At 40.8% G+C, this 21,794-nt stretch carries 18 protein-coding genes; 10 read left to right on the forward strand and 8 right to left on the reverse strand.

Going from position 1 to position 21,794, the window contains the following annotated elements; all coding sequences use genetic code 11:
- Nucleotides 1-4: 4 nt before the first annotated feature.
- From FTO70_RS15065 to FTO70_RS15090, 6 genes are all read right to left on the reverse strand, one after another.
- Nucleotides 5-793, reverse strand: a complete 789-nt coding sequence (locus FTO70_RS15065; protein WP_255336587.1) for a C15orf41 family protein — start codon at nucleotides 791-793, stop codon at nucleotides 5-7.
- A 99-nt stretch (nucleotides 794-892) separates the two neighbouring features.
- Nucleotides 893-1,714, reverse strand: a complete 822-nt coding sequence (locus FTO70_RS15070) for a hypothetical protein (protein ID WP_255336588.1) — start codon at nucleotides 1,712-1,714, stop codon at nucleotides 893-895.
- A 62-nt stretch (nucleotides 1,715-1,776) separates the two neighbouring features.
- Nucleotides 1,777-2,628, reverse strand: coding sequence for a ribose-phosphate diphosphokinase (locus tag FTO70_RS15075; RefSeq protein WP_255336589.1), 852 nt, complete (start codon nucleotides 2,626-2,628; stop codon nucleotides 1,777-1,779).
- A gap of 81 nt (nucleotides 2,629-2,709) precedes the next feature.
- Nucleotides 2,710-3,177 (reverse strand): cyclic pyranopterin monophosphate synthase MoaC, encoded by a 468-nt coding sequence (moaC, locus tag FTO70_RS15080; protein WP_255336590.1) that lies wholly within the window; start codon nucleotides 3,175-3,177, stop codon nucleotides 2,710-2,712.
- Nucleotides 3,178-3,298: 121 nt separating this feature from the next.
- Nucleotides 3,299-3,484 (reverse strand): hypothetical protein, encoded by a 186-nt coding sequence (locus tag FTO70_RS15085; RefSeq protein WP_255336591.1) that lies wholly within the window; start codon nucleotides 3,482-3,484, stop codon nucleotides 3,299-3,301.
- Between the two features lie 82 nt (nucleotides 3,485-3,566).
- Entirely contained in the window at nucleotides 3,567-5,069 is a 1,503-nt protein-coding gene (locus FTO70_RS15090) for an NAD(P)H-hydrate dehydratase (protein WP_255336592.1), read from the reverse strand.
- A 508-nt stretch (nucleotides 5,070-5,577) separates the two neighbouring features.
- Between FTO70_RS15090 and FTO70_RS15095 the strand changes: the two genes are divergently transcribed.
- The gene (locus tag FTO70_RS15095) at nucleotides 5,578-7,044 is read left to right on the forward strand and encodes a DHH family phosphoesterase (RefSeq protein ID WP_255336593.1); all 1,467 of its coding nucleotides are present in this window, start codon (nucleotides 5,578-5,580) and stop codon (nucleotides 7,042-7,044) included.
- Between the two features lie 319 nt (nucleotides 7,045-7,363).
- On the opposite strand, the gene FTO70_RS15100 is transcribed toward FTO70_RS15095, so the two are convergent.
- Nucleotides 7,364-9,901 (reverse strand): oligosaccharyl transferase, archaeosortase A system-associated, encoded by a 2,538-nt coding sequence (locus tag FTO70_RS15100; protein WP_255336594.1) that lies wholly within the window; start codon nucleotides 9,899-9,901, stop codon nucleotides 7,364-7,366.
- A gap of 459 nt (nucleotides 9,902-10,360) precedes the next feature.
- Here FTO70_RS15100 and FTO70_RS15105 point away from each other — a divergent pair, with 459 nt between their 5' ends.
- From FTO70_RS15105 to FTO70_RS15140, 8 genes are all read left to right on the forward strand, one after another.
- Nucleotides 10,361-11,335: an SDR family oxidoreductase gene (locus FTO70_RS15105; RefSeq protein WP_255336595.1), complete on the forward strand. Its 975-nt coding sequence runs from the start codon at nucleotides 10,361-10,363 to the stop codon at nucleotides 11,333-11,335.
- A 103-nt stretch (nucleotides 11,336-11,438) separates the two neighbouring features.
- Nucleotides 11,439-12,368 (forward strand): glycosyltransferase family 2 protein, encoded by a 930-nt coding sequence (locus FTO70_RS15110; RefSeq protein WP_255336596.1) that lies wholly within the window; start codon nucleotides 11,439-11,441, stop codon nucleotides 12,366-12,368.
- 19 nt (nucleotides 12,369-12,387) lie between these two features.
- Nucleotides 12,388-13,554 (forward strand): glycosyltransferase family 4 protein, encoded by a 1,167-nt coding sequence (locus tag FTO70_RS15115; RefSeq protein WP_255336597.1) that lies wholly within the window; start codon nucleotides 12,388-12,390, stop codon nucleotides 13,552-13,554.
- The gene (locus tag FTO70_RS15120) at nucleotides 13,551-14,900 is read left to right on the forward strand and encodes a hypothetical protein (protein WP_255336598.1); all 1,350 of its coding nucleotides are present in this window, start codon (nucleotides 13,551-13,553) and stop codon (nucleotides 14,898-14,900) included. The genes FTO70_RS15115 and FTO70_RS15120 overlap by 4 nt, the downstream gene beginning before the upstream one ends.
- Before the next feature lie 64 nt (nucleotides 14,901-14,964).
- Nucleotides 14,965-16,020, forward strand: a complete 1,056-nt coding sequence (locus tag FTO70_RS15125) for a glycosyltransferase family 4 protein (protein WP_255336599.1) — start codon at nucleotides 14,965-14,967, stop codon at nucleotides 16,018-16,020.
- Nucleotides 16,021-16,095: 75 nt separating this feature from the next.
- Nucleotides 16,096-16,860 (forward strand): class I SAM-dependent methyltransferase, encoded by a 765-nt coding sequence (locus FTO70_RS15130; protein ID WP_255336600.1) that lies wholly within the window; start codon nucleotides 16,096-16,098, stop codon nucleotides 16,858-16,860.
- Nucleotides 16,842-17,747, forward strand: coding sequence for an RIO1 family regulatory kinase/ATPase (locus FTO70_RS15135; RefSeq protein ID WP_255336601.1), 906 nt, complete (start codon nucleotides 16,842-16,844; stop codon nucleotides 17,745-17,747). Before FTO70_RS15130 ends, FTO70_RS15135 begins: the two co-directional genes overlap by 19 nt.
- Nucleotides 17,748-17,906: 159 nt before the next feature.
- Nucleotides 17,907-19,196 (forward strand): flippase, encoded by a 1,290-nt coding sequence (locus FTO70_RS15140; RefSeq protein WP_255336602.1) that lies wholly within the window; start codon nucleotides 17,907-17,909, stop codon nucleotides 19,194-19,196.
- Nucleotides 19,197-19,365: 169 nt separating this feature from the next.
- Here the strand turns inward: FTO70_RS15140 and FTO70_RS15145 are convergent, their stop codons facing one another.
- Complete coding sequence (locus tag FTO70_RS15145; protein WP_255336603.1) at nucleotides 19,366-21,189, reverse strand: glycosyltransferase family 39 protein; 1,824 nt, start codon at nucleotides 21,187-21,189, stop codon at nucleotides 19,366-19,368.
- 444 nt (nucleotides 21,190-21,633) lie between these two features.
- On the opposite strand from FTO70_RS15145, the gene FTO70_RS15150 reads away from it, so the two are divergent.
- Nucleotides 21,634-21,759 (forward strand): hypothetical protein, encoded by a 126-nt coding sequence (locus tag FTO70_RS15150; RefSeq protein ID WP_255336604.1) that lies wholly within the window; start codon nucleotides 21,634-21,636, stop codon nucleotides 21,757-21,759.
- Nucleotides 21,760-21,794 lie beyond the last annotated feature (35 nt).

Here is a 21,794-nt window from a genome sequence, read left to right on the forward strand (position 1 = left end):
TGAGTTACCAGTACACGAGGTAGTCGAAAAGTCCTTTGATCTCCTCTCCGTATTCTTCAAAAAAGCTGTAGTCTTTGACCAGGTAGCCGTCGGCGGGGAGGTCATCAAGGCAGCCGTACCAGTAGACGACCATGCCTTCCCCGAAAATCTCCGAGTATTCTTTGAACTGTTTTTTCGAGTACTGCTGGTGTTCGAATTCGTCCCCGAAAAGGGCTTTGCTCTCTATCCACTTTATCGTCATGCCTTCAATGCACACCGGAATTTTCAGGACAAAATCCGGAGTCTTACCCTCTCCCTGGGCCCGGATTTCGGCTTCCGTACAGTAGGGAATTTCCCTGTCGTCCAGCCATTTCTGGATGACTGCTTCTCCCATTTCGCCTTTTTTGCACTGCATTTCGTGGGCTTGCGGGGAGAAGAAGTGGTCAGCTTCCAGGGCTTTTTTTATCTCTTTTCTCAGGCGGGGGTGCTCGATGGAATCGGGGTTTTTGAAAAACCAGTTAACGGTTTTTTTGGGAAAACCGAGGTTTTTCATGATAAGGGACGCCATAAGGGTCGGGGGGAAATGGACATACTCCGCAAGGTCCAGGACCGGACGGCCCTTCCTCCATTTGAAAAAAAGTTCTTCCTCCCTGGAATACACTTTCCTGTGCCTGAACCTTGTCATTTTCACAATTTTCTGGTTGAGGATCGTAGCAAGCATGCCGACAGGTTCGGAATATTGTTCAGAAAGACGGAATACGTCCTTAAAATCGTACAGCGAATCGTATATCTCACGGTATGTCTCTCGGTCCATGCTTGATCATCATACCTCTGGCCTGGTAATTTTCCCTGGGGTTCCCGTATGCATCTTCAATCCTTAATTCTTTTCCGTTTTTCCGCTGCCAAAGGGCAATTAACTCCAGAACTCCTCTTCGTAGTTGTCCGGGAGATCCAGTTCCATGAAGTCATCGACCTTCTTGCGTTTTTCCCTGAGTTCGGCAGGTTTTTTGGGGCTTTCTTCTTTTCCGGCGGGGCAACAGGGGCTGTTCTCGTTCCCATCACAGGAAGCGAAGATTGTGGTGTGCTTGTCTCTGGAGATTACTTTTTCCTGGACCTTTGGCTTTTCCTGTGCCCTGGGCTGGGGCTTTGCATAAATAATTGGATTTTCTTCCACAGGCTCTTTTTTCAAGCGGGATTCAAGCCTCATGGAGGCTACTTCAGCTTCACTGGAAACGCCTTTTCCGTTCAGGCTTTCACCGGGGCTTTCCCTGAACCTTCCTTCAAGGCTTTCCCTCTGCTTTCCTTCAAGACTTTCCCTGAGCCTTCCTTCAAGGCTTTCCCTCTGCTTTCCTTCAGGGCCTTCCCTGAGCCTTCCTTCAGAGCTTCTGCCAGGCTCTTCCGGCCAGGCTCTTCTGGTCCCTCGAAGAAGGTGGGTTTCCTCTCTTCTTTCAGCCGGCTTTTCAGGGGGTCTTTCTGCCATCCTGCTGGGAGTCCAGTCCCCGTTTTCCGAGCCAGTCCTTCTTTTAGGGAGAGGCTGCCGTCCAAGTTTGTTGAAGGTTTCCTCGGCATAGGTATCTTTTTTACGGTCTGTCCTGCCGGCCGTTGTTCTGCTGGTCGCGCCGTAGCCGATAAGGCATATGGGCTCTTTTGTTCTCCATTCCAGGCAGAAGAGGTGACAATCCAAACCCTTGCATTTTTTGGAACTATCCAGGGGGCAAATATCTGGGAGCGTCATAGTACTAAGAATGTACAGAACATTAAAAAATAGTTAACGGTAAAAAAAATAGAGGTGGAGGGTCAGAGGCCCTTCAGGGCATCTGCAATGAGGGGGGCCATGCTCACCCTGCTCTCAGCTTTTTCAAGGGTATCGCTTGCGATAATGTCTTTTACCCCTGCATTGAACAGCCTTATTGCGGCGTTTCTTGCAAGGACAGGGTGTACGCAGGCCAGGTAGACGTCGGCAGCGCCCTGCCCCCTGAGCATGCGGATGGACTCGGCCATTGTCCCGCCGGTTGCGATCATGTCATCCACAAGAACGATGTGCCTTCCGGTTACGTCAACGGTCTTTGTCTTGATCTCAACGGTATCCCCACTGAGCCTGGTTTTCTGGAGGTAGTCGCAGGCAAAGCCGAGGTCGGAGGCAACGTTTTTCACAAGCCCCTGGGCTCCTGCGTCCGGGGCAACCAGGAGGGGGTTTTCAAGGCTAAGGGTCGCAATGTATTCCCCGAGGAGTTTTGCAGCGTCCAGGTCTTCGGCAGGGCAGGGGAAGTGCCCGAGAACGCTCTTTTCATGGATATTGATGGTAAAGACCCGGTCAGCATTGATGCAGCGGGCAACTGCCCTGGCGCTGATAGGCTCACCGGGCTTGAACTTCTTGTCCTGCCTGGCATAGCCCATATAGGGGATCACGACATTGATTTTGGCCGCCCCTTCACAGGCATCGATAAGCTGGATCAGGGCCACCAGGTCCGAGTCCGTGGGGGTACTCTGGATCAGGGTTACATTTTCGTTTTCCGTTTCTTCGGCAATCCGGAGGTAAAGTTCCCCGTCAGGGAAGCTGTTGAATTCGCAGAGCGCAGGCTCTGTCCCGAGAGCCCGGGCCGTGCGGCTTGCAAGTAATTGTGATGCTGGTCCACCTATGATCTTCAAGATACATACCTCAGTTTCCCGTCTTGATATATTCCATCCTTTAAAAATCTTCTTTTAGCGGACCCCCTACTTTTCCGGCTTTCAGCCTTTAACCTTTTCAAGCACCCTTATGTTCCTGATAGCGGTGTGGGGGTAGTTCCCACTCTCATCTTTTTCCGCCGATTTTACCATGTCCCAGACCGTCAGCAGGGCAGCCGAGACTCCTGCCAGGGCTTCCATTTCCACCCCTGTCTTTCCGACAGTCCGGACCTCCACCACAGCCGAAATTGCCTCTTTTCCGATCTCAAAATCCACATCTATCCCGGTGATCGGGATCTGGTGGCACATGGGAATGGTATCGGGCGTCCTTTTCACCGCCAGCACGGCCGCAACCCTGGCGGTTGCAAGCACATTTCCTTTCTCCACCGTGCCCTCCCTTATCTTCCCGATAGTGTCTTCCGAAAGCACAATATCCCCTGCCGCCCGCGCCCGCCGGGAAACGTCAGCTTTCCCGCTAATATCCACCATGCGGGCCCTGCCGTCTTCAATATGTGTAAACGTCTTCTCCAAATAATCACCACGTTTTTTAATGTTTTCAAATTTTGATTTTTCAAATTTGGGTTTTTCAATTCTTCCTGACCAGTTAGTCCGGATCAGTTGGTCCAGATCAATCAATCAATCAATCAATCAATCAATCAATCCTTACCTGTTTTCGCTTTGAATAGTCCTCAATAGCCTTACCCAATTCATCCGAAAGTTCCTCGGCTTCTTTCAAGGTGAGCTTTATGATCTGCTCATCCTCCCCATGAAAAATATTGATCCTCACCCTGTTCCTTTCGATTTCTACTTCGATTTTCCTGTCAGCTTCCTGTGTCATATCCCATACTCCCCATTTCTTACTGAAGGTTTGTCTACGGTAGTTTTCGGATTTTTATCTGCTTTATTCGCTTTATCCGTATTTATCCTATCTCCGCCTCTTTAATGATTGGGGGGATTTTTTCCAGCACATCCGTTGCAAGCAGACCGTTTCCGGCTTCCTTAAAAGCCAGGTCTCCTGCAGCCCCGTTTATGTAGGCCGCACACAAGGCGGAAAGAAAGGCGGGGTTTCTGGCAAAAAGGGCTCCGGTAATGCCTGCCAGGACATCTCCGGTGCCTCCCACGGTCATGCCGGCATTGCCTGTCCTGTTAAGGAGGGTTTGCTTTCCGTCCGAAATGATGTCGAGCTTTCCCTTAAGGAGGGTTACCACCCCGTTTTCTTCCGAAAATTCCCTTACGGCTTTCAGGCGGGTTTCCGGGTCTCCGGGGTTTTCCCTTCCCCGCAGGCGAGCAAATTCCCCGGCGTGGGGGGTTACGATCATTTCGCAGCTGCCCGCAAGGGTTTCGAAGAGGGGGCCTGAGAGGGCCGAAAGGGCGTCGGCGTCCAGGACGGCTTTCCTGCAGAAGGGCAGGATTTTCCGGACAGCCTCGAGGGTCTCTGCGGCTTTTCCGAGTCCCATCCCCATCACAACCACGTCATGGGAGTTGATGAGGTCCAGAAGGAAGGGCAGGTCTTCGGGGCAGAGCAAGCTTGAAGACAGCTTCCGGACGATAAGGTTCGGGGAATAAGCCGCAACAATGCCTGCAACAGGCTCCGGGACTGCAACGGTTACCAGGTCCGCCCCTGTCCTTAGGGCTGCAAGGGAAGAAAGGGCAGGAGCCCCTGAATACGGCCCTCCCCCGATAACGAGGACCTTTCCGGAATCCCCTTTGTGCCCTGCCTGCTCCCGCCTGCAGAGCATCTCCAGGTCCCCCGGGCCCACGTAACGTTCGGCATCCGCGCAGACCCCTATCTCAGCAACTCTGACAATGCCTGCATATTCCCTTGCCTTCTCGTGAAAAAGCCCGGTTTTCATGCGGTGGAAGGTCACGGTAAGGTCTGCTCGAACTGCTTTTTCAAAGTCCCCTCCGTCCGGGTCAAGCCCTGAAGGGATATCCACCGCAATTACGGTTTTTCCGGCTTTTCCGGCTTCGTTAATCAGGTCGATTGCCGTTGACTCGGGTTCCCTTAAGCTTCCTTTTATGCCTGTCCCGAAAACGGCATCAACCACAAGGTCTGCTTCGGAAAACCAGCCCGAGGCTGCAAGCTGGCTTGAATCCCCTGCTTCAAGCACTCCGACGTCGCTGAACTTAAGGAGGGAAAAGTTGTGGGCTGCCTCTTTGGTCCCTATTTCCCGGGCCTTTCCGAGCAGGACCAAACTCACCCTGTAGGCAGGGAGGCCTGCAAGGTGCCTGGCAGCAACAAAGGCATCTCCCCCATTATTTCCCCGGCCTGCCACAAAAAGCACTGTCCCGCTTTCGAGCTTCTCCCTTACGCTCTGTGCTACCCCGGCCCCTGCATTTTCCATCAGCTGCAGCGGGAGCAGGCCCAAATGTGCACAGTTTTTATCGATTGCTTTCATCCGTGAAGAACTGATGTGTTTCATGGTAACTGCCTGCAGGTCTAAATTTTATGATGTTTAGTTATAAACTTAATAGAATACTGTGATAAGTAAGGAGGGGCAAAAGAACCTCCAATATTTATGTGCGAATCTTTATGCACTTTTCCCGTCCCCTGGCATACATTCATTTTATATTTTTATACAGAGAAAAACTTATTTCGTATCACCAACTATATACGTTACATTTCAATATAACATTGTATACTAACTAGTTTAATGGATGAATGTTAATTTAATGCACGAATGATAAGTTAATGCAGGAACAGCAAATTCAAAGTTAACGACAACCGAAAGGTGCATTGTAATGCAGTATACCTGTGGAGGTCCGGGAAAGGCCCCGGAAACAGGTGATTTGCAGGTATGTACCGCGTTTATAAGGAATGAACTTGCGTGAATAATATAAATAGTAACTCCGTAATATGTAGAATTTTGATCGAACATCTGCTCTCCTTTGAACGTGTCCATACGTACATGAGACAGGGAGGAACTGTTTTTGTCTAATTTTTCAAAAGATCCGGATAGTACCCTGAAGAACGTAGTTAAACCCAGATATTTGATTCTCGGCAGTGGAAGTATTGGTTTTGCGCTTGCAAAAGAACTCCGGGAAAGCAATAAAGTCGTAATCATTGTGGACAAGGACGAAGCCAAGGTTGAGACCCTCCGGGAGGAAGGCTTCGAAGCAATTGTCGGAGACATTTCCGACCCCGGTCTCGTGAATACGATTGACCTCCGAAATGTTGTTGCCATACTCTTCCTCAGTTCCAATAATGAGGCGAACAGGCAGGGCATCGAAAATTTCAAAAAAGTGATAAGCCCCGATGTGCAGATTTTTTCCCGGGCTTCCGACATCATCAACAGGGAAAAGATGGAGGACCTTGGGGCAGATTACGTATTTATGCCTTCCCGGGTAGTGGCCAGTTCCCTTTCCCGCTCCCTTGAGAGGGCCGAATCTGTCCACAGGGGCAACAGGCTCTCCAGATGGCTGAAAGGGATCAGAGACAAGAGGCTTGCCATCGTAATTCATGACAACCCTGACCCTGACGCCATATCCAGCGGGCTTGCTTTAAAAGAAATTTCAAAAAGCCTGGGAGTCGACGCAAATATCCTCTACCACGGGAGGATCGGACACCAGGAAAACAAGGCCTTCGTAAACCTGCTGGGGATTGACCTGAGCAAGATGGAAGAATATGACCTGGAAGACTTTGACGAAATTGCCCTTATCGACTGTGCCATCCCCGGTGTAAACAACATGCTTCCCCCCAACTCATATGTGGGAATAGTAATCGACCACCACCCGCCGGGAGAATCCGAGATCAAGGCAGAGTATATTGATATCCGCCCGAACTTCGGGGCCACGGCCACCATTATGACGAAGTACCTGCAGCAGCTCAACATCAATATCTCAAAGACCCTGGCAACGGCCCTCCTCTACGGGATCCGGACCGACACCCAGGACTTCAAGCGAAAAACCGACCCTGCAGACCTTTCGGCAGCGTCCTACCTCTACCCCCTCTCGAACCACGACATCCTGGACCAGCTTGAGCGCCCTTCCATGGCTATCGAGACCCTGGAGGTGCTCGGGGAAGCCATCCGGAACCGCCAGGTCATTGGGAGCTACCTGCTCTCCAACGTCGGGAACATCCGGGACCGGGACACCCTTCCCCAGGCAGCCGACTACCTTCTGAGCCTTGAAGGAATCTCGACAACGGTCGTCTTCGGGGTCACCGAAGAGAGGATCTACATCTCGGGCCGGAGCAACGACATCAGGGTAAACCTGGGAGAAATCATGCGCCAGGCCTTCGGAGAAGATGCAGGGGGCCATGCAAACGCGGCAGGAGCCCAGATCCCCCTTGGGGTCTTCAGCTCGACAAAAGACCGGCAGACCCTTCTCAGGCTTGTCAACGAGGCTGTTGTAAAAAGGTTCCTGAATGCCGTAGGCGTGGAGGAGTCAGGGGAGTAAGTTTGGAGAATAAGTTTGGAGAATAAGTTTGGAGAATAAGTTTGGAGAATAAGTTTGGAGAATAAGTTTGGAGAATAAGTTTGGAGAATAAGTTTGGAGAATAAGTTTGGAGAATAAGTTAGCAAGTTTGAAGAATAAGTTAGAGAATAATCTTTTTCAGTGAATTTTCAGGAAAGAAGAAGTGTTTTTTCTTCTTTTCCTTATCCATTTCTTTATTCCTACCTTCTGTTGCGTATTTTACCTTCTTGATTATTTATTCTTGATTATTTATTCTTGATTATTTATTCTTGATTATTTATTCTTGATTATTTATTCTTGATTATTTATTATTTGTAGAAAAGTCAAGTTCTATTTTGTTCCCTTCCATAACGTCTTTTTCCGTAACCTGTATCCCTAAGGTGCTGTTCTCTCCTGCGGTCAGGGAGTAGGCTGAGACTGCATATACGCCGGTATCAGCGTTAGCTGCAGTGTTCTCTGTCGGGTAGGGCACGGTAATTTCAAAGTATCCGGCCTCATCGGCAACTGCGCTGTTGTAGTAGGTAAAGTCCCGGCTTCCGGACTTGAGTTTAAGCTCTGCACGCACCGGCTGGCCCGGGCTTGAAAGGCCCGAAAGGACGGCTCCGGGCACGTATTCGAATACTTTTACCTTGTTTTCCCTGGAGTTTACAGTCCTTTTAGTTTCAAGGTCCTCGTCTGTGCTTTCATGGATGAGCCGGAGGTTTCCCAGGTTTGCCCCGTCAAGTTCATGGAGTTTATATATCTCGGTGTCCAGAAGTTCCTTTTTCGGGGATGCATACGTTTGAAGTCCCGCATTATTTCTTACCGTTTTTATATCGTAATAGTCCTCAATGGTTTTTCCTGCAAACCCGGCGATATGCCCGAATTTGCCTCTTGCCATGTAGGTGTCCGTTATCACGTATTTTACGTTGTGTTTGTCAAGGATATCCCTTGCTTCCTGCTCGGAATCACTTATTAAAAAGCGTGCTGAGTCTTCAACTCCTGTCTGGAAGTTATTTGAGACCGCTGGCCTTTTTGCCATGTATACGATCCAGTTTCCATAATCCCACCAGCTAAGGACTCCGTATTCCGGAATCTCGGCAGGCTCCTGATAATAGGAAGTTTCGGGGCTTGAAGCCTCGAGCCACTGCAGGGATTCCTGCCATTCTCCTTCAACAACAGTCGTTTCCTTTGAGTACCCGGAAACTATCCATACGGAGGGGCCAAGCAGGATGATGACAAGTGACAGTGCCGAGATAAGCTTGAAATAATCGGGATTTGAAGCTTCAATTTTTGATTTTTGGGCTTTGATGGCTCTGGATTTTGTTTTAATCTTTGCTTTTGCTTTTCTTCCGGCTTCCCTGACAGGTTCAGGTAAATCTACGGGCGCATTTCCAGGCGCATTTCCGGTCCTCTTTAAGGAACTGAACAGTTTATGCACTTCATTTTCGAAATCGAGGGATTCGAAAAGCGTCATTATGAAGTATGCATTAAGGAATGCCACATTTACGGAAAAAAGGTATGAGTAGCGTCTCTGGGATAAGGTAAGGTATGCGGCAAATACTGTCCAGAGAAGGAAAAAGACCCTGTCGGACCGGAGTTTTTCACCTTTCCATGCCAGGAGCAGCAAGAAAAACGCTACAAAGGCAACCGGGAAGCAGAGCCAGAAATTCCCGAGCATCGAAGAAAGGGTGAACTTCCCTTCCGAGGTAAAAAAGAGGGGTTGGGCTTCGGAAATTGAGCCGGTGAATCCCCCTATTCCGGAGAAGTATTTCACCGCTTCGATTACCAGACCGTAGGTTTCAATCGAAAAGCTCCTGAGGAGGAAAAGCCCTGCGCCTGAAGCCAGCAGAATAAGGGCCGGATAGTACCTCCAGTCCTGGCCCTTTTTTGAGACGTATATGGAAAATCTTCCCAGCAGGACTACCCCGGCAAGCAGGGCAAGGATGTAAAAAACCTGGAACCAGGAAAGGAACATAGCACTCATTTCGAGTCCCGGGCGTACGGCTCCGGCACAAATGGGGATGGAAACCAGGAGTGCTGTAAGCAAGCTTGCAGCAGAGCAGATGAACAGGTATTCGGATTTTTTGCCGGTTTTCAGGTCAATTGTGGCCTGCACGAAGAAGTAGAGAAGGATAAATCCGATGTAAACGGGAGCCCCGATCCAGGTAAAGACCAGGAGCGCAAAACAGACACCAGAAGCTCCTGCAAAGGCCACCGGTTCCATGAGCTTCTTTTCTTCAGGAAGGCCCTTGAGGGCTGCAAGGGAAAGGGATGTTTCCTTTGCCCTTTTCAGGGCAAGTATGAAAAATGCATAGGCAGCCGTTGAGAAAAGCACTTCTGCTACGTGGTGATCAGCCGCCCCGAACTGGGATATATATATGTGGACCGGCATAAGCGCAAAAACAGCAGCACTGAGGAAACCTACCTTTCTGTCGAAAAGGGCCGATGCAGCTACATATACAGGAATAAGGGTCAGGATTCCCAGCAGCACCGGCAAAAGCGCTCCTGCAAATTCTACGGTGTGTGTATCAGGGTTTCCTGCTCCGAGGACCAGGGCAAGCCCTGCCCCAAGAAGGTCATAGAGGGGAGGCCAGCTGATTTCAAAACCAAAAGGATAGTTAAGATAGGAGTCAAAATGGAGGTAGTCTGGAAAGTTTGCTGCACTGTAGAGGATGCGCCGCATGTGGTAGAATGAGTCATAGCCTGCAAAGGTGATGCCTCCGTTTGCGGTGACTGAAGAGTAAGAGAGCATACGCATAAAGAGGGCAATTGCGAGAACTACAAACAGGGAAATAATTCCAGGTTTAAATTCATGGGTTGAAAGCTTTGACTCCATATGCCTAGTATGTTTGTTCATGACGACCACCCCGATATGTTTTTTAATTATTCTATCTGCATTTATAGTCTCACTGTATTTTATAGTCTTACATGCAAATATTTTGTTTAAATTCCCAGGTTGAACCTGAAATATTATTCTCCAGACTACTTATTTAATCTGCCCGATTGTCAAGTTCAATTCTTTGCGTAAATGATTATATCTGAACTTTCAGTGTAAAGTAAAATCTGTATAGTCGGGTTGTTATTATCACTTAAAATATTTTCCATGGTTTGTTTGACTGTTTTGAAGTTTATATATATTTGTTCTATTTGTACTTGTTCTGGATCTAAGGAATCTCCCGTTATGTTAATAAATTATCATTTATTATTTAATAGAGGGAAATATTAAATGGGGACTCCATTATGTGTATTTTTTAATATCTTTGTGAATTTTTCAACATATTTATAAACTTTGAATCTAAAGGGATATTGAATAAATATGGCACAGATCAGGTGTTTGGTTACTGGTGGAGCCGGATTCATAGGTTCTCATATTATAGAAAATTTACTGAAACTTGGGCATGAGGTTGTCTGTATTGACAACTTTGACGTCTATTACGACCCGCAATTGAAAAGGAAAAACATAGATTCATTCATGGGAAATGAACTTTTTGAACTTGTAGAGGGGGATTTCAGGAACAGGGGCCTGTTAAAAAAGGCTTTAAATGGGGTGGAATATGTTTTTCACGAGGCTGCTCAGGCGGGGGTCCGGATCTCCGTTGAAGCTCCTATGAAGCCTCACGAGATTAATGCCACAGGGACACTGAATCTTCTTGAAGCCGTCCTTGATTCAGACGTCAAAAAAGTTATAAATGCCTCTTCTTCTTCTGTTTACGGCAAAGTGGAATACCTTCCTTTTGATGAAAATCACCCCAACCAGCCCGTATCTCCTTACGGGGTTTCCAAGCTCCTTGCTGAGCATTACTGCAGGGTCTTTGAGGAACTCTACGGCTTAAAAACCGTGTCTTTACGCTATTTTACCGTCTATGGCCCGAGAATGAGACCTGACCTTGCAATAAGTATTTTTACTAAAGCCGCCCTGAAAAACAAACCCATTACAATATTCGGGAACGGAGAGAAAACAAGGGACTTTACCCATGTAGATGATATCGTGAGGGCAAACCTGATCTGCATGGAAAAAGGAAGCGGTGTCTATAACATCGGCGCCGGAAATTCAATCAGCATCAATGAACTTGCCCGGAAGATTATCGAGATCAATAAAAGCAAATCAACGATTTTTTATGCCGACCCGGTAAAGGGAGATGCCGAGCATACCCTTGCAAGTTCGGAAAAAGCCTGGAAAGAATTGGGATGGAAACCTGAAGTTACGGTTAAAGAAGGGCTCGAGAGGTATGCTAAATGGATGTCAAACTCCCGGAAAGCAAATCAAATGTTGTTTATGCCGATCCAGTAAAGGGAGATGCCGAGCATACCCTTACAAGTTCGGAAAAAGCGTGGAAAGAGTTGGGATGGAAACCTGAAGTTACGGTTAAAAAAGGGCTTGAGAGGTATGCGGAATGGATGTCGAACTCTCAGTTGTAATTCCCGCTTATAACGAAGAAGAAAGCGTCGTTCCCTGCTACGGGGAAATTAAAAAAGCCCTTGACCCTCTCGGCAAAATCTATGAAATCATTTTTGTGGATGACGGTTCTACGGATTTAACTTTTGAAAAGCTTACCGAACTGAGCAAAACCGACAGCCTGTTAAGAGTCCTTAAATTAAGGAAAAATTTCGGACAGAGCGCTGCATTAAGAGCCGGTTTCGACCATGCTAAAGGCAGGTATATTGTTACCCTTGATGCGGACTTACAGAATGATCCCGGAGACATCCCTGCCCTCCTCCGGAAGCTGGAAACAGAAGACCTTGATGTAGTCTGCGGCTGGCGTTATTCCCGAAAAGACACATTCTCAAAAAAGATTAACTCTAAATTTGCCAACTGCCTCCGAAAAAAACTTACCAGTGAAAAGGTCCACGACTCAGGCTGTACACTCAGGGTCTACAAAAAAGAGTGTGTAAAGGACCTCGAACTCTACGGGGAACTTCACCGCTATATCCCTGCAATGCTCGGCTGGAAAGGCTACAGGGTAGGGGAAATCAAGAGCAACCACAGGGAAAGGAAATACGGGACCAGCAAATACGGGTGGAAACGGCTGTTCAGAGGTTTTTTGGACCTGCTCGTCATTACCTTCTGGGAGAGGTATTCTGTGCGGCCTATTCATGTTTTTGGGGGTACGGGTCTGATTTTTGGTTTTGTGGGATTTGCAATATCCATGTACCTTGGGGTTATGAGATTGGTTTATGGAGTCAGCTTGAGTGATAGACCTCTGTTTCTTGTCGGAATCTTCCTGATCATTGTCGGCGTACAGTTTCTGGCAACAGGGATTCTTGCGGATATCCTGCTGAAGATCTATTACGGGCAGAACGGAAGGAAGAACTACTTGATTTAATGGTGTGTGTTCCCGAATAGTGGAGGAAGTCTCAGATCATAAAAGGGATATATGTGGTACAATGAAGATATTAATGTTGAATTATGAGTATCCGCCTCTTGGGGGAGGGGCTGCAAACGCCACTTATTATATGCTTAAAGAATTTTCCTTAAGAAATGATATTGAAGTGGATCTAATTACGAGTTCGGCAAATTCAAAATTTGAAATCGAAAAGATGGGAGCAAATGTTGTTATCCACAAACTTCCGATAAGCAAGAATAAAATTCATTATTGGACACAGAAAGAAATTCTGTCGTATTCCTGGAAAGCATATAGGTATATAAAAAAGCTTAATCTTAAAGAATATGACCTTGCTCATGCTTTCTTTGGGATTCCTTGTGGAGGAATTGCCTGGGCTTTCAGAAAAAATCTTCCATATATAGTGTCACTGAGAGGTTCTGATGTTCCTGGTTTTAACAATAGGTTTTCATTTCAATATGTTTTTTTGAAGCCAATTATTAAAAAAGTATGGAGAGACTCTGGAGCTGTTATTGCAAATAGTAAAGGGTTAAAAGAATTAGCATTAAAAACTGAAGAGTATGTTGATATTGGGATCATTTTCAATGGGATTACTATTGATCAGTTCTTTCCAAAAGTAGATTCTCAAAATGAGCACTTCACAGTTTTAACGGTAGCTAGATTGATTGAGAGAAAAAGGATTGAGGACCTTATAAAAGCTGTTAGTCTTCTTGTTAAAGACAATATTACAAATATAAAGGTAAAAATTATTGGTGACGGAAATATGAGGGGACAATTAGAATCTCTCGCTCAAAATTTGAACGTTTCTGAATATATCGAATTTTTAGGATATATCCCTCATGAAAAATTGCCTTCCTATTATTCATCAAGTGATTTATTCGTTCTGCCGTCCAAAAATGAAGGAATGTCAAATACTATTTTGGAAGCAATGGCTTCAGGTTTGCCGATAATTACAACTAATACTGGTGGAACTCAGGAACTGATTAGTGGAAATGGGATTCTGGTGGGCGCAGAGAACCCAAAATCAATCAAAGAAGCCTTGAACAAATATTTTGATAACCACGAGTTGTTAAGGGAACATGGACAAAAATCCCGGGAAATCGCAGAAAATATGAGTTGGGGAAAAGTTGCCCAGGATTATTACAAAGCATATCAGGCGATTCAATGAACTGGAGAAAACCGTTGATCTATACTCTATTATATCTTACAGGAAGCAAGATCCCTAATATATTGACAGAAATTGGATATGTAGATGGATTATCTGCAGAGAAAATAAAAGAATACCAAAATGAAAAACTGAAAAATTTATTGATACATGCATATCAGAATGTGCCTTATTATCATAAAGTTCTCCCTGAAGCAAAGGTGATAATAAATGGCGAAGTCCATCTAGAGAATTTTGAGAATATGCCCCTGCTCACAAAGGATATAATTAGAAAAGAAAGAGAAAATCTCTATTCGCACGATTATGCAAAAAGAAAACACTACAAAAACACTTCTGGGGGTTCTACGGGAGAACCAGTTACGTTCCTTCAGGACAAACAATACGATGAATGGAATATTTCAACAAAGATTCATGTAAATAAATATCTAGGTAAGGATCTAGGGAATCGAGAAATAAAGTTCTGGGGCTCAAGTCGGGATGTAATTGAAGGTACATTGGCTTATAAGGAGAAAATAATAAATTATCTATATAACAGAAAATTTTTCAATTCATACAATCTTAATAAGGAAAATGTTGAAAAACTTGTTTATTTAAATAATAAATTCAGACCTGATGCATACTGGAGTTATGCTGATTCTGCGCTTGAATTTTCAAAGATAGTTCTTGATAAAAATATTGAATTTCATCCCCCTAAATTAATGATAACAACTATTAATCCATTAAATGATACTGAGAGAAATATTATCGAAAATACATTCAAATGTCCTGTGTATGATGAATACGGTTCAAGAGAAGTTGGGTGGATTGCGTGCCAGTGCAAGGCTAAGGGCGATCTTCATACATTTCCATGGTTTAATTATGTAGAAGTTCTGGATCAAAAGAATAACATTGTCGGAGCAGAGGATGAAGGCAGGATCATCGTAACTTCTTTAGAGAATTACTCTATGCCCTTAATCCGTTATGACATTGGTGATGTGGTTGTTTCTGGTGGGTATTCAAAATGCAGCTGTGGGAGATACGTATTTTCTTTGAAAGAAATACACGGTAGAACGCTGGGCTATTTCAAAAAAAGAGATGGTTCTCTAGTTCATTCTCATTTTATAGTTGAGCGCCTCTTCTTCAAGGATTGGATACGGAGATTCCAAGTAATTCAGGAAGATTTCGAGGATATTCTCATAAGGGTCGAAAAATATAAAGAGCCAAAAAATGAAGATTTTGCTGAAATCTCAAATAAAGTAAAAATAATCATGGGTGAAAACTGTCTTGTAAGGTTTGAATTTGTGGACAATATAAAGCCGACTGAGAGTGGGAAATATCTTTATACCATCTGTAAAGTTGCGGATTGTTAATATTTGATTGTGCAATATAGTATGGTGGTAGATCTGGATGAATATCCTACATGTTATTGATAAAATGGGTCTTGGTGGAGCACAAAAGGTTGTAGAGGGAATTGTAGGATACTATGATAGTCAGGACTATGTCTATTGTTATGCATTAAGAGAAAACTCCTTTTCAAGCAATTATAAAAAAATAATAACCAGAAACACGAATAGTAAATATGATTTAATGTCAATTCATGAACTTAAATCTATTATTAAAAAAAATAATATTCAAATATTACACTGCCATCTTTTGAAGTCTTTTTTTATAGGGTATGTGGTAAAAAAATTATATTTTAAAGATATTAAACTAATATTCCATGAACATGGGAAAATCTTTAGGAATCAGAGTTATTATAATTTTTTTTTAAATTATGTTCAAGGGGATGTAGATCTATTTATTGGTGTGTCCAGAGCAACTAAATATAAACTTATAAATTATGCAAAAATACCTCGGGAAAAGATAAAAGTACTGTATAATTTTGTAGATTTAGAAAACTTAAATCTACAATTTTTGGATGAATATGAGAGTGATAAAACAGTATCTTATAGAAATGAGAGCGGTTTTATCATAGGGTTTGCGGGTCGGTTGGACAGTATAAAGGGGTGTGAATACTTAATCAAGGCAGTTTCTTATCTTTTAATTCCAAATGTTAAATTGTTAATTGCAGGTGAAGGAAAAGAAAAAAAGAAATTAATGGAATTAGCTGAACATTTGCAAGTTAATAAAAATATAATCTTCTTAGGCTATGTAAAACAAATGTTGAATTTTTACAAAAAAATCGATGTCTTAGTTGTCCCTTCTGAATTTGAATCTTTTGGTATAGCAGTCATTGAAGCTCAAGCTTGTGGCGTTCCTGTAATTGCCAGTGATGTTGAGTCCTTGAATGAAATTATTAAGAATGGAGATGACGGATTATTATTTGAGTTTGGAAATGCAAAGGATTTAGCAAAAAATATAGACTTAATTTATACAAATCATCACCTGAAAAATACATTGAGAATTCATGGTATTAACAATGCCCAAAAGTATTCACGAAGATACTACATCTCTACATTGGAGGATATATACCAAAGTTTATTTAACTAATATAAATGGAGTTTTATATATCTTTAAGTATTGACATTTGAGTAACTTGTTATATTTGGGGCATCAGTGGTTTTTATGGTGGAATCTGACTTAGTAGAAGATTATCGAAATTCGCATATATCTGATGAGATCAGCCATGATTATGAATACAAGATATACTCTAAAAATAGTTACGATTCAATAATTTGGAATTTTGAGAAAAAAATCCTTGCAAAATATTTCTATTTATTAAAGGATCAAAATGGAATTATTGATTATATGGATTTCGCTTGTGGTACTGGGAGAATCATCTCATATATAGAAAGTTTGTCAGCTATTAATGAAAATCTAGTTGGGGTGGATGTTTCAGATTCAATGTTAAAGATTGCAGAATCAAAACTCACTCACTCAAAATTAATTAATGCAGATTTGACTGTGGATGATGTATTGGAAATGCAAAAATTTGATTTAATCACATCTTTCCGCTTTGTGTTAAATGCACAGCCTGAGTTGAGAGATCTGGCGATAAAGCTGATCCATGATAAACTAAAAAACAATCACAGTTTCCTCATATTTAACGTTCACGGAAATAAATATAGTTATAGGTTGATCACTTATGTTATAGCTAGGTCACTGTGGGGGAGGAGGCTCAATCATTTGTCCTACTGGGAAACTGAAAAAATTGTGGAAAAATACAATTTGAAAATTGTTTCTTTTTATGGGATAGGTTTTGTACCTAAGGTTCTGTATAGGTTTTTTCCTTCAGGGATACTTTGTCATGTCGATAGTTTATTACAAAGGATTCCTTTTATTAAATACCTAGCATATGATCTGGTGTTTATATGTCAAAAACAGAATTAACTACTTCTAAATATATATGTTTAAGGGGTGGGAAATATTTAGTAAGAAACGATTATAATGCTTTTTCCATATTTTACAATTATTTCTTAGACACCCCTCATGTAAAAAGTACCATGATTAAAAAATTATTTACTATTTTGAGGTCATTATTTTTAAAAATCATAAAAATGTACTTTACATTAAGACTTAACCGTTATATTAAATGTGTCTGTAATAATTCCAATTATTTAATTTGTAGAAAAGGTACTGGGAACTATAGTAATATCATCTTTCTGTGCGAAGAAAATCATAATCTCTACATATTGAAAAAGAATAGTAGTTTTGATTTTTTTAAACGAGAACTTAAATTTCTCGATTTTTATTATTTGGATATGCAAAATTTAGATCTTCAGATCCCGAGGTATTCTATTGAGTCTTACGAAAAAATGATTCTAAGATATGACTTTTTACAAAAAGCTTCTTTTATTAGTGAGATAAGGAATGGAAATCTCGATATAATAGATTCATTGAATATATATATTAAAATCTGCAATCAATTGAAACATTTATATAAGGATAAGTTTGCTTATGTTCATGGGGATCTAACTCCTACAAATGTTATTCTTGGTGAGGAGAAAATATTCCTTATTGATTATACTGATTCAGAATATTTGCCTACTTTCTATGATTATCTATGCCTTCTTTATAGTATACTAATAGAATACGAAGAAATAAATCTGAATGAATTTTTTCCATATTTAGAAAGCGATGGTTACTTATCTTCAATCCTTTGTGAGGTCTTGGATGGACCCTTAAATACTGATATGAAAACAGAATTTCTTAAGTTATATTCTGAAAAAAAATCTCTCAAACACGGTAATTCAAACACGGTAATTCAAACACGGTGATTATTCGTAATCCAGGTTAATATCATAATATATTAGCAATTTCTGATTGCTCTTGTTTAGAACCATTCTACTTTAAACATTTATTATATGTGTAGTTTTCAAAAGTGTATATAGCCTCTGACTTACATGTAGAATTTAGTAGGATTCAGGAAGAACACGATGATTGATATTCAGAGTATACGTTTTAAAAGAACAGATTTATTTAAAAATAAAATGTTCAAAGAAACAATGTGGAGTTTTGCTACAAAAGGCATGGCGTTCGGATTATATTTTATGTTGAATATATATCTCGCCAGAAACTTAGGTGTAGAAAAATTTGGCACCTGGTCTTTATTTTTTTCAATACTCTCCATAATACTTCTAATATCTTATTTTGGTATTAATGCCTCTGCAATGAAATTTATTGCTCAATATAATAATACTGACAAATTATACTCTGTATTAAAAAGTTCCTTCAAAATAAGAATTGTATTGAGTTTTGGATTCACATTGCTCTTTTTTTTGACTTATAAACCCTTGTTAACCTTCATAGACAGACAAGACTTAGAGTTTCTTTTATTAATTTCTACGCCTTTGATTTTTCTTTGTGGTTTAGTAGAATTCTTAAAATCAGTGTTTATTGGATTGCATCGTGTTAAATATAATTTTATAATAACTAGTTTAGAATATGGTTTAAAATTTGGAATTGTTGTCCTATATACAAATCTTGCAATGAGCTTTACAGGCATTATAAATTCCTATCTTATTGCAACTTTTATTACCTCGCTATTTGGGATCTTTATCCTATACAATAACTTTTTTTTACATACTTCTAACAAAACAGACTATAATCTTTCGACTGAAATTTTTCGATACGGCATCCCTTTATTTTTTGTAAGTATTGGATTCCTCGTTGCAACTGAAATAGATACGATAATGTTAGGTCTTTTGTCAACAGATGGAGAAGTTGGAGTTTATGCTGTTGCGAAACAAATTGTTATAAAAATTCCTCAAATCAGTATGGCCATTGAAATGGGTACAATGCCTATATTTGCTAAATTGAATCAGGATAATAAAAAAAATCTCAAAAGAATATTCGATAAGTTAGTGAGAGCAAATGCTGCAGTAATGTTTTTTATTATTATAGGACTCCTGATGTTTTCCGGGATACTCATCCCGCTAATTTTTGGACCAGAATATACAGGTTCTATATTACCATTGAGAATATTAACCTTATATCTTGGATGTGTATCTATATGTGTATTTTTTAATTCATTTTTGAATTATCAAGGATTAGCAAAGAAAAGAGCAATTAACTTTTCAATAGCTATAGTATTGAATATTATCTTAAATTATCTTTTGATTCCTAGCTATGGAGCCGTAGGTGCCTCTATTGCTACATCAATATCATATATACCATATTTTGTTTTGAACTGGATTGAAGTTAATAGAGTATGGGCCCATTATTGAATATTTAGACTCTTCGCCATTATTTGTGGGTAAGACTAAAGTTTCAATTAAGAAGTATTTGCTTTTGTGAGTTACATCCAGAGTAGCGAAGAGCCAAAAAATATAATGTTTTTCGTGAGATGTCTTTATAAATTCATTCGTGGATTAGATTGTAAGTTGTTTATATACACTATTCTGTGGTATTTCCAGGAACTGCATTAAAAAGTAATACTTTGCTGTATCCATCAGGAGATTCATAAACAACCTTATCCATATTTTTTTCCAAAAATTGAAGAAAATCTTCCCTTACATGAACGGTATACAATACGTGAATACTTGCTCCATTTACAAGCAACCATACTTTTTTATCTTTGTTGGATTCAATTATTTCATAAATGTCGTCTGCTTTATTTATTAAAAGTGATCCGTCATCAGTGTATATAAAATTTCCATTATCAAAAATTGAGTACGTATTCCATCTATCATTTTGATTTAATGTGTAATTGGGTGTTCTCCCTAAATAAAAATATGGAGCTTCCATAACAGAGATTAAAATATCCTCATTGTTTATTTTTTCCGTAATATATTTAGAAGTAGTTTTGTAGTCGGCTCTGTACGCTGCTACATTAGTAGTCCTGAACGGATCGTTTGTTATGTCATCACCATAATCAAGTGTTAATATCTCATAAAATGAAGGTTGGATTGAAAATACAAGAATGATTACAATGGATAAACTAAGAAACTTTACATAAACCTCGTTTTTAAACAGGATTCTTAGAATTATATATATGCTCGACATAGACAATATTACGAAGAGGCCATCTAAAAACAAGTACGTTCGTGGACCTATTACATTCCTGTTTGCGATTTCAAAACCAATAACCGATAGAATGAAAACTAAAGACATATATTCAAAATATGAACATTTTTCCTTATTTGATCGGATTATTGGCATTAGTGCGGGAACTATACAAAGAATCGCAAAAAGGGGAAAAAGATAGTATTTTGCTGAAAATTCAAAAAAAGACCATTCTGGAATTTTAATTAACGGATATGATTTAGGAGCAAGTGTGGGTAAAAGCTGATATGCGAATGTATAATGAACACTAAGAAATTTGTTAAATAAATTGCCAGAGAGGCAAAAATAGGTTGTTAAACCCAATAAGAAAAAATTGACAGCATTTTTCCTGAGAACAGGCATCTTTTCTTTAGACCTTAGAATGATAAAAAATTCATATACAAAATAAGTACCTAGAACGAATATAAATGAGCTTCCAAGCTGAACAGTATGAACCATTATGATACATATCACTAAGGAGGCAATCTTATATTTTAGATCATTCTTAATAAATCCTTCATATACTGTATAGATTGAGAGCATGTACAAAAAAGAATTCATAATATAAAATCTTGCAAATCTTGAATATTCAAGATTATAGGGAGAAAAAGTTAAAAATAGAAGGACCAGTAAACCTACAAATTTGTTCACTTTCCTACCATAATAAAAAGACAGAAATATGATTCCCATACCAAAAATCACACTTGGAAAACGAAGCCAAAATTCATTCATGTCATAAATAAATGAAAAAACAGCGACAATATAATGGTACGCTACTCCTCTCCAATAGTAATTAAGTTCAGAGGGATATAGTGGAGCTCCCTCTTCCAAAATTCTTCTAATGACCATCCCTGTGATTCTTTCGTCCCACCAGAGGGAAAGGTCTCCTAACCGATAAATTCTCAAAATAAATGAAATAGTTAACAATATAAGTACGGAGGAGCTATACCACCATCCGTCCTTATAACCCCATTTAAGCAAATTGCTCAAAAAAGGGATCTTACCAATCTTTGGAAATTTTTCATTGAATTCTTTAGTTCTATTCGACTCTTCTGTTTTTTCGACATCATTATTCTCTAGAGTGGATAATCTACTTAAGTCATCTCGGTATAGGTATAAGGTCAATATTCCAATAAAAGTAGTGATAAAAATGAATTGAGTTGACACATCAGACACTTAAATCTCCACTATATTATTTTAAAAATATATGGCAAAAACAAGGGTATATGTTCGTATAAACTTTTTGATTTTTATTCCTGAAATAATTTCGGTTTGACCTATAGACATACCTTTCTACACAATCTAATCAGCTTAATATCTCTAGTGCATTTTACTCCTCCTTTTTATCTACCTTTGTTGACCCTCCTCTTTATTGACCTATCTCTTTATTGACCTATCTCTTTATTGACCTATCTCTTTATTGACCTATCTCTTTATTGACCTATCTCTTTATTGACCTATCTCTTTATTGACCTATCTCTTTATTGACCTATCTCTTTATTGACCTTCCTCTATGTTCTTCTCAATATTTCTTTTGTTCACAGGTATATTTGACTTTATTCAAGAAACCACAACTCTTCCCTAAATTATATTAATTAAAGGATGTATTTTACCACAACCATGAAAAGCAGGAAAGATCTCTTTATTCTTATTCCTCTTTCTATCTTCTTAATTCTTGCTTTGATAAGGTTCCTGCGCCCCCTGAACTTCCAGGTAGATGAGACATTCTGCGTCTTTGCAGTCTAATACAAAGATAACTCCTGATCCTCGGGTTTTTCGAT

Source organism: Methanosarcina sp. KYL-1, assembly GCF_024372725.1.
Classification (GTDB): domain Archaea; phylum Halobacteriota; class Methanosarcinia; order Methanosarcinales; family Methanosarcinaceae; genus Methanosarcina.

Bases quoted from the DNA above. Each gene is read 5' to 3' on its own strand.
- FTO70_RS15090 (WP_255336592.1), bottom strand. From the start codon at position 5,069: ATGAAACACATCAGTTCTTCACGGATGAAAGCAATCGATAAAAACTGT.
- FTO70_RS15105 (WP_255336595.1), top strand. From the start codon at position 10,361: ATGGCACAGATCAGGTGTTTGGTTACTGGTGGAGCCGGATTCATAGGT.
- FTO70_RS15125 (WP_255336599.1), top strand. From the start codon at position 14,965: ATGGGTCTTGGTGGAGCACAAAAGGTTGTAGAGGGAATTGTAGGATAC.
- FTO70_RS15070 (WP_255336588.1), bottom strand. From the start codon at position 1,714: ATGACGCTCCCAGATATTTGCCCCCTGGATAGTTCCAAAAAATGCAAG.
- FTO70_RS15120 (WP_255336598.1), top strand. From the start codon at position 13,551: ATGAACTGGAGAAAACCGTTGATCTATACTCTATTATATCTTACAGGA.
- FTO70_RS15135 (WP_255336601.1), top strand. From the start codon at position 16,842: ATGTCAAAAACAGAATTAACTACTTCTAAATATATATGTTTAAGGGGT.
- FTO70_RS15085 (WP_255336591.1), bottom strand. From the start codon at position 3,484: ATGACACAGGAAGCTGACAGGAAAATCGAAGTAGAAATCGAAAGGAAC.
- FTO70_RS15100 (WP_255336594.1), bottom strand. From the start codon at position 9,901: ATGAACAAACATACTAGGCATATGGAGTCAAAGCTTTCAACCCATGAA.
- FTO70_RS15140 (WP_255336602.1), top strand. From the start codon at position 17,907: ATGATTGATATTCAGAGTATACGTTTTAAAAGAACAGATTTATTTAAA.
- FTO70_RS15110 (WP_255336596.1), top strand. From the start codon at position 11,439: ATGGATGTCGAACTCTCAGTTGTAATTCCCGCTTATAACGAAGAAGAA.
- FTO70_RS15065 (WP_255336587.1), bottom strand. From the start codon at position 793: ATGGACCGAGAGACATACCGTGAGATATACGATTCGCTGTACGATTTT.
- FTO70_RS15150 (WP_255336604.1), top strand. From the start codon at position 21,634: ATGAAAAGCAGGAAAGATCTCTTTATTCTTATTCCTCTTTCTATCTTC.
- FTO70_RS15130 (WP_255336600.1), top strand. From the start codon at position 16,096: ATGGTGGAATCTGACTTAGTAGAAGATTATCGAAATTCGCATATATCT.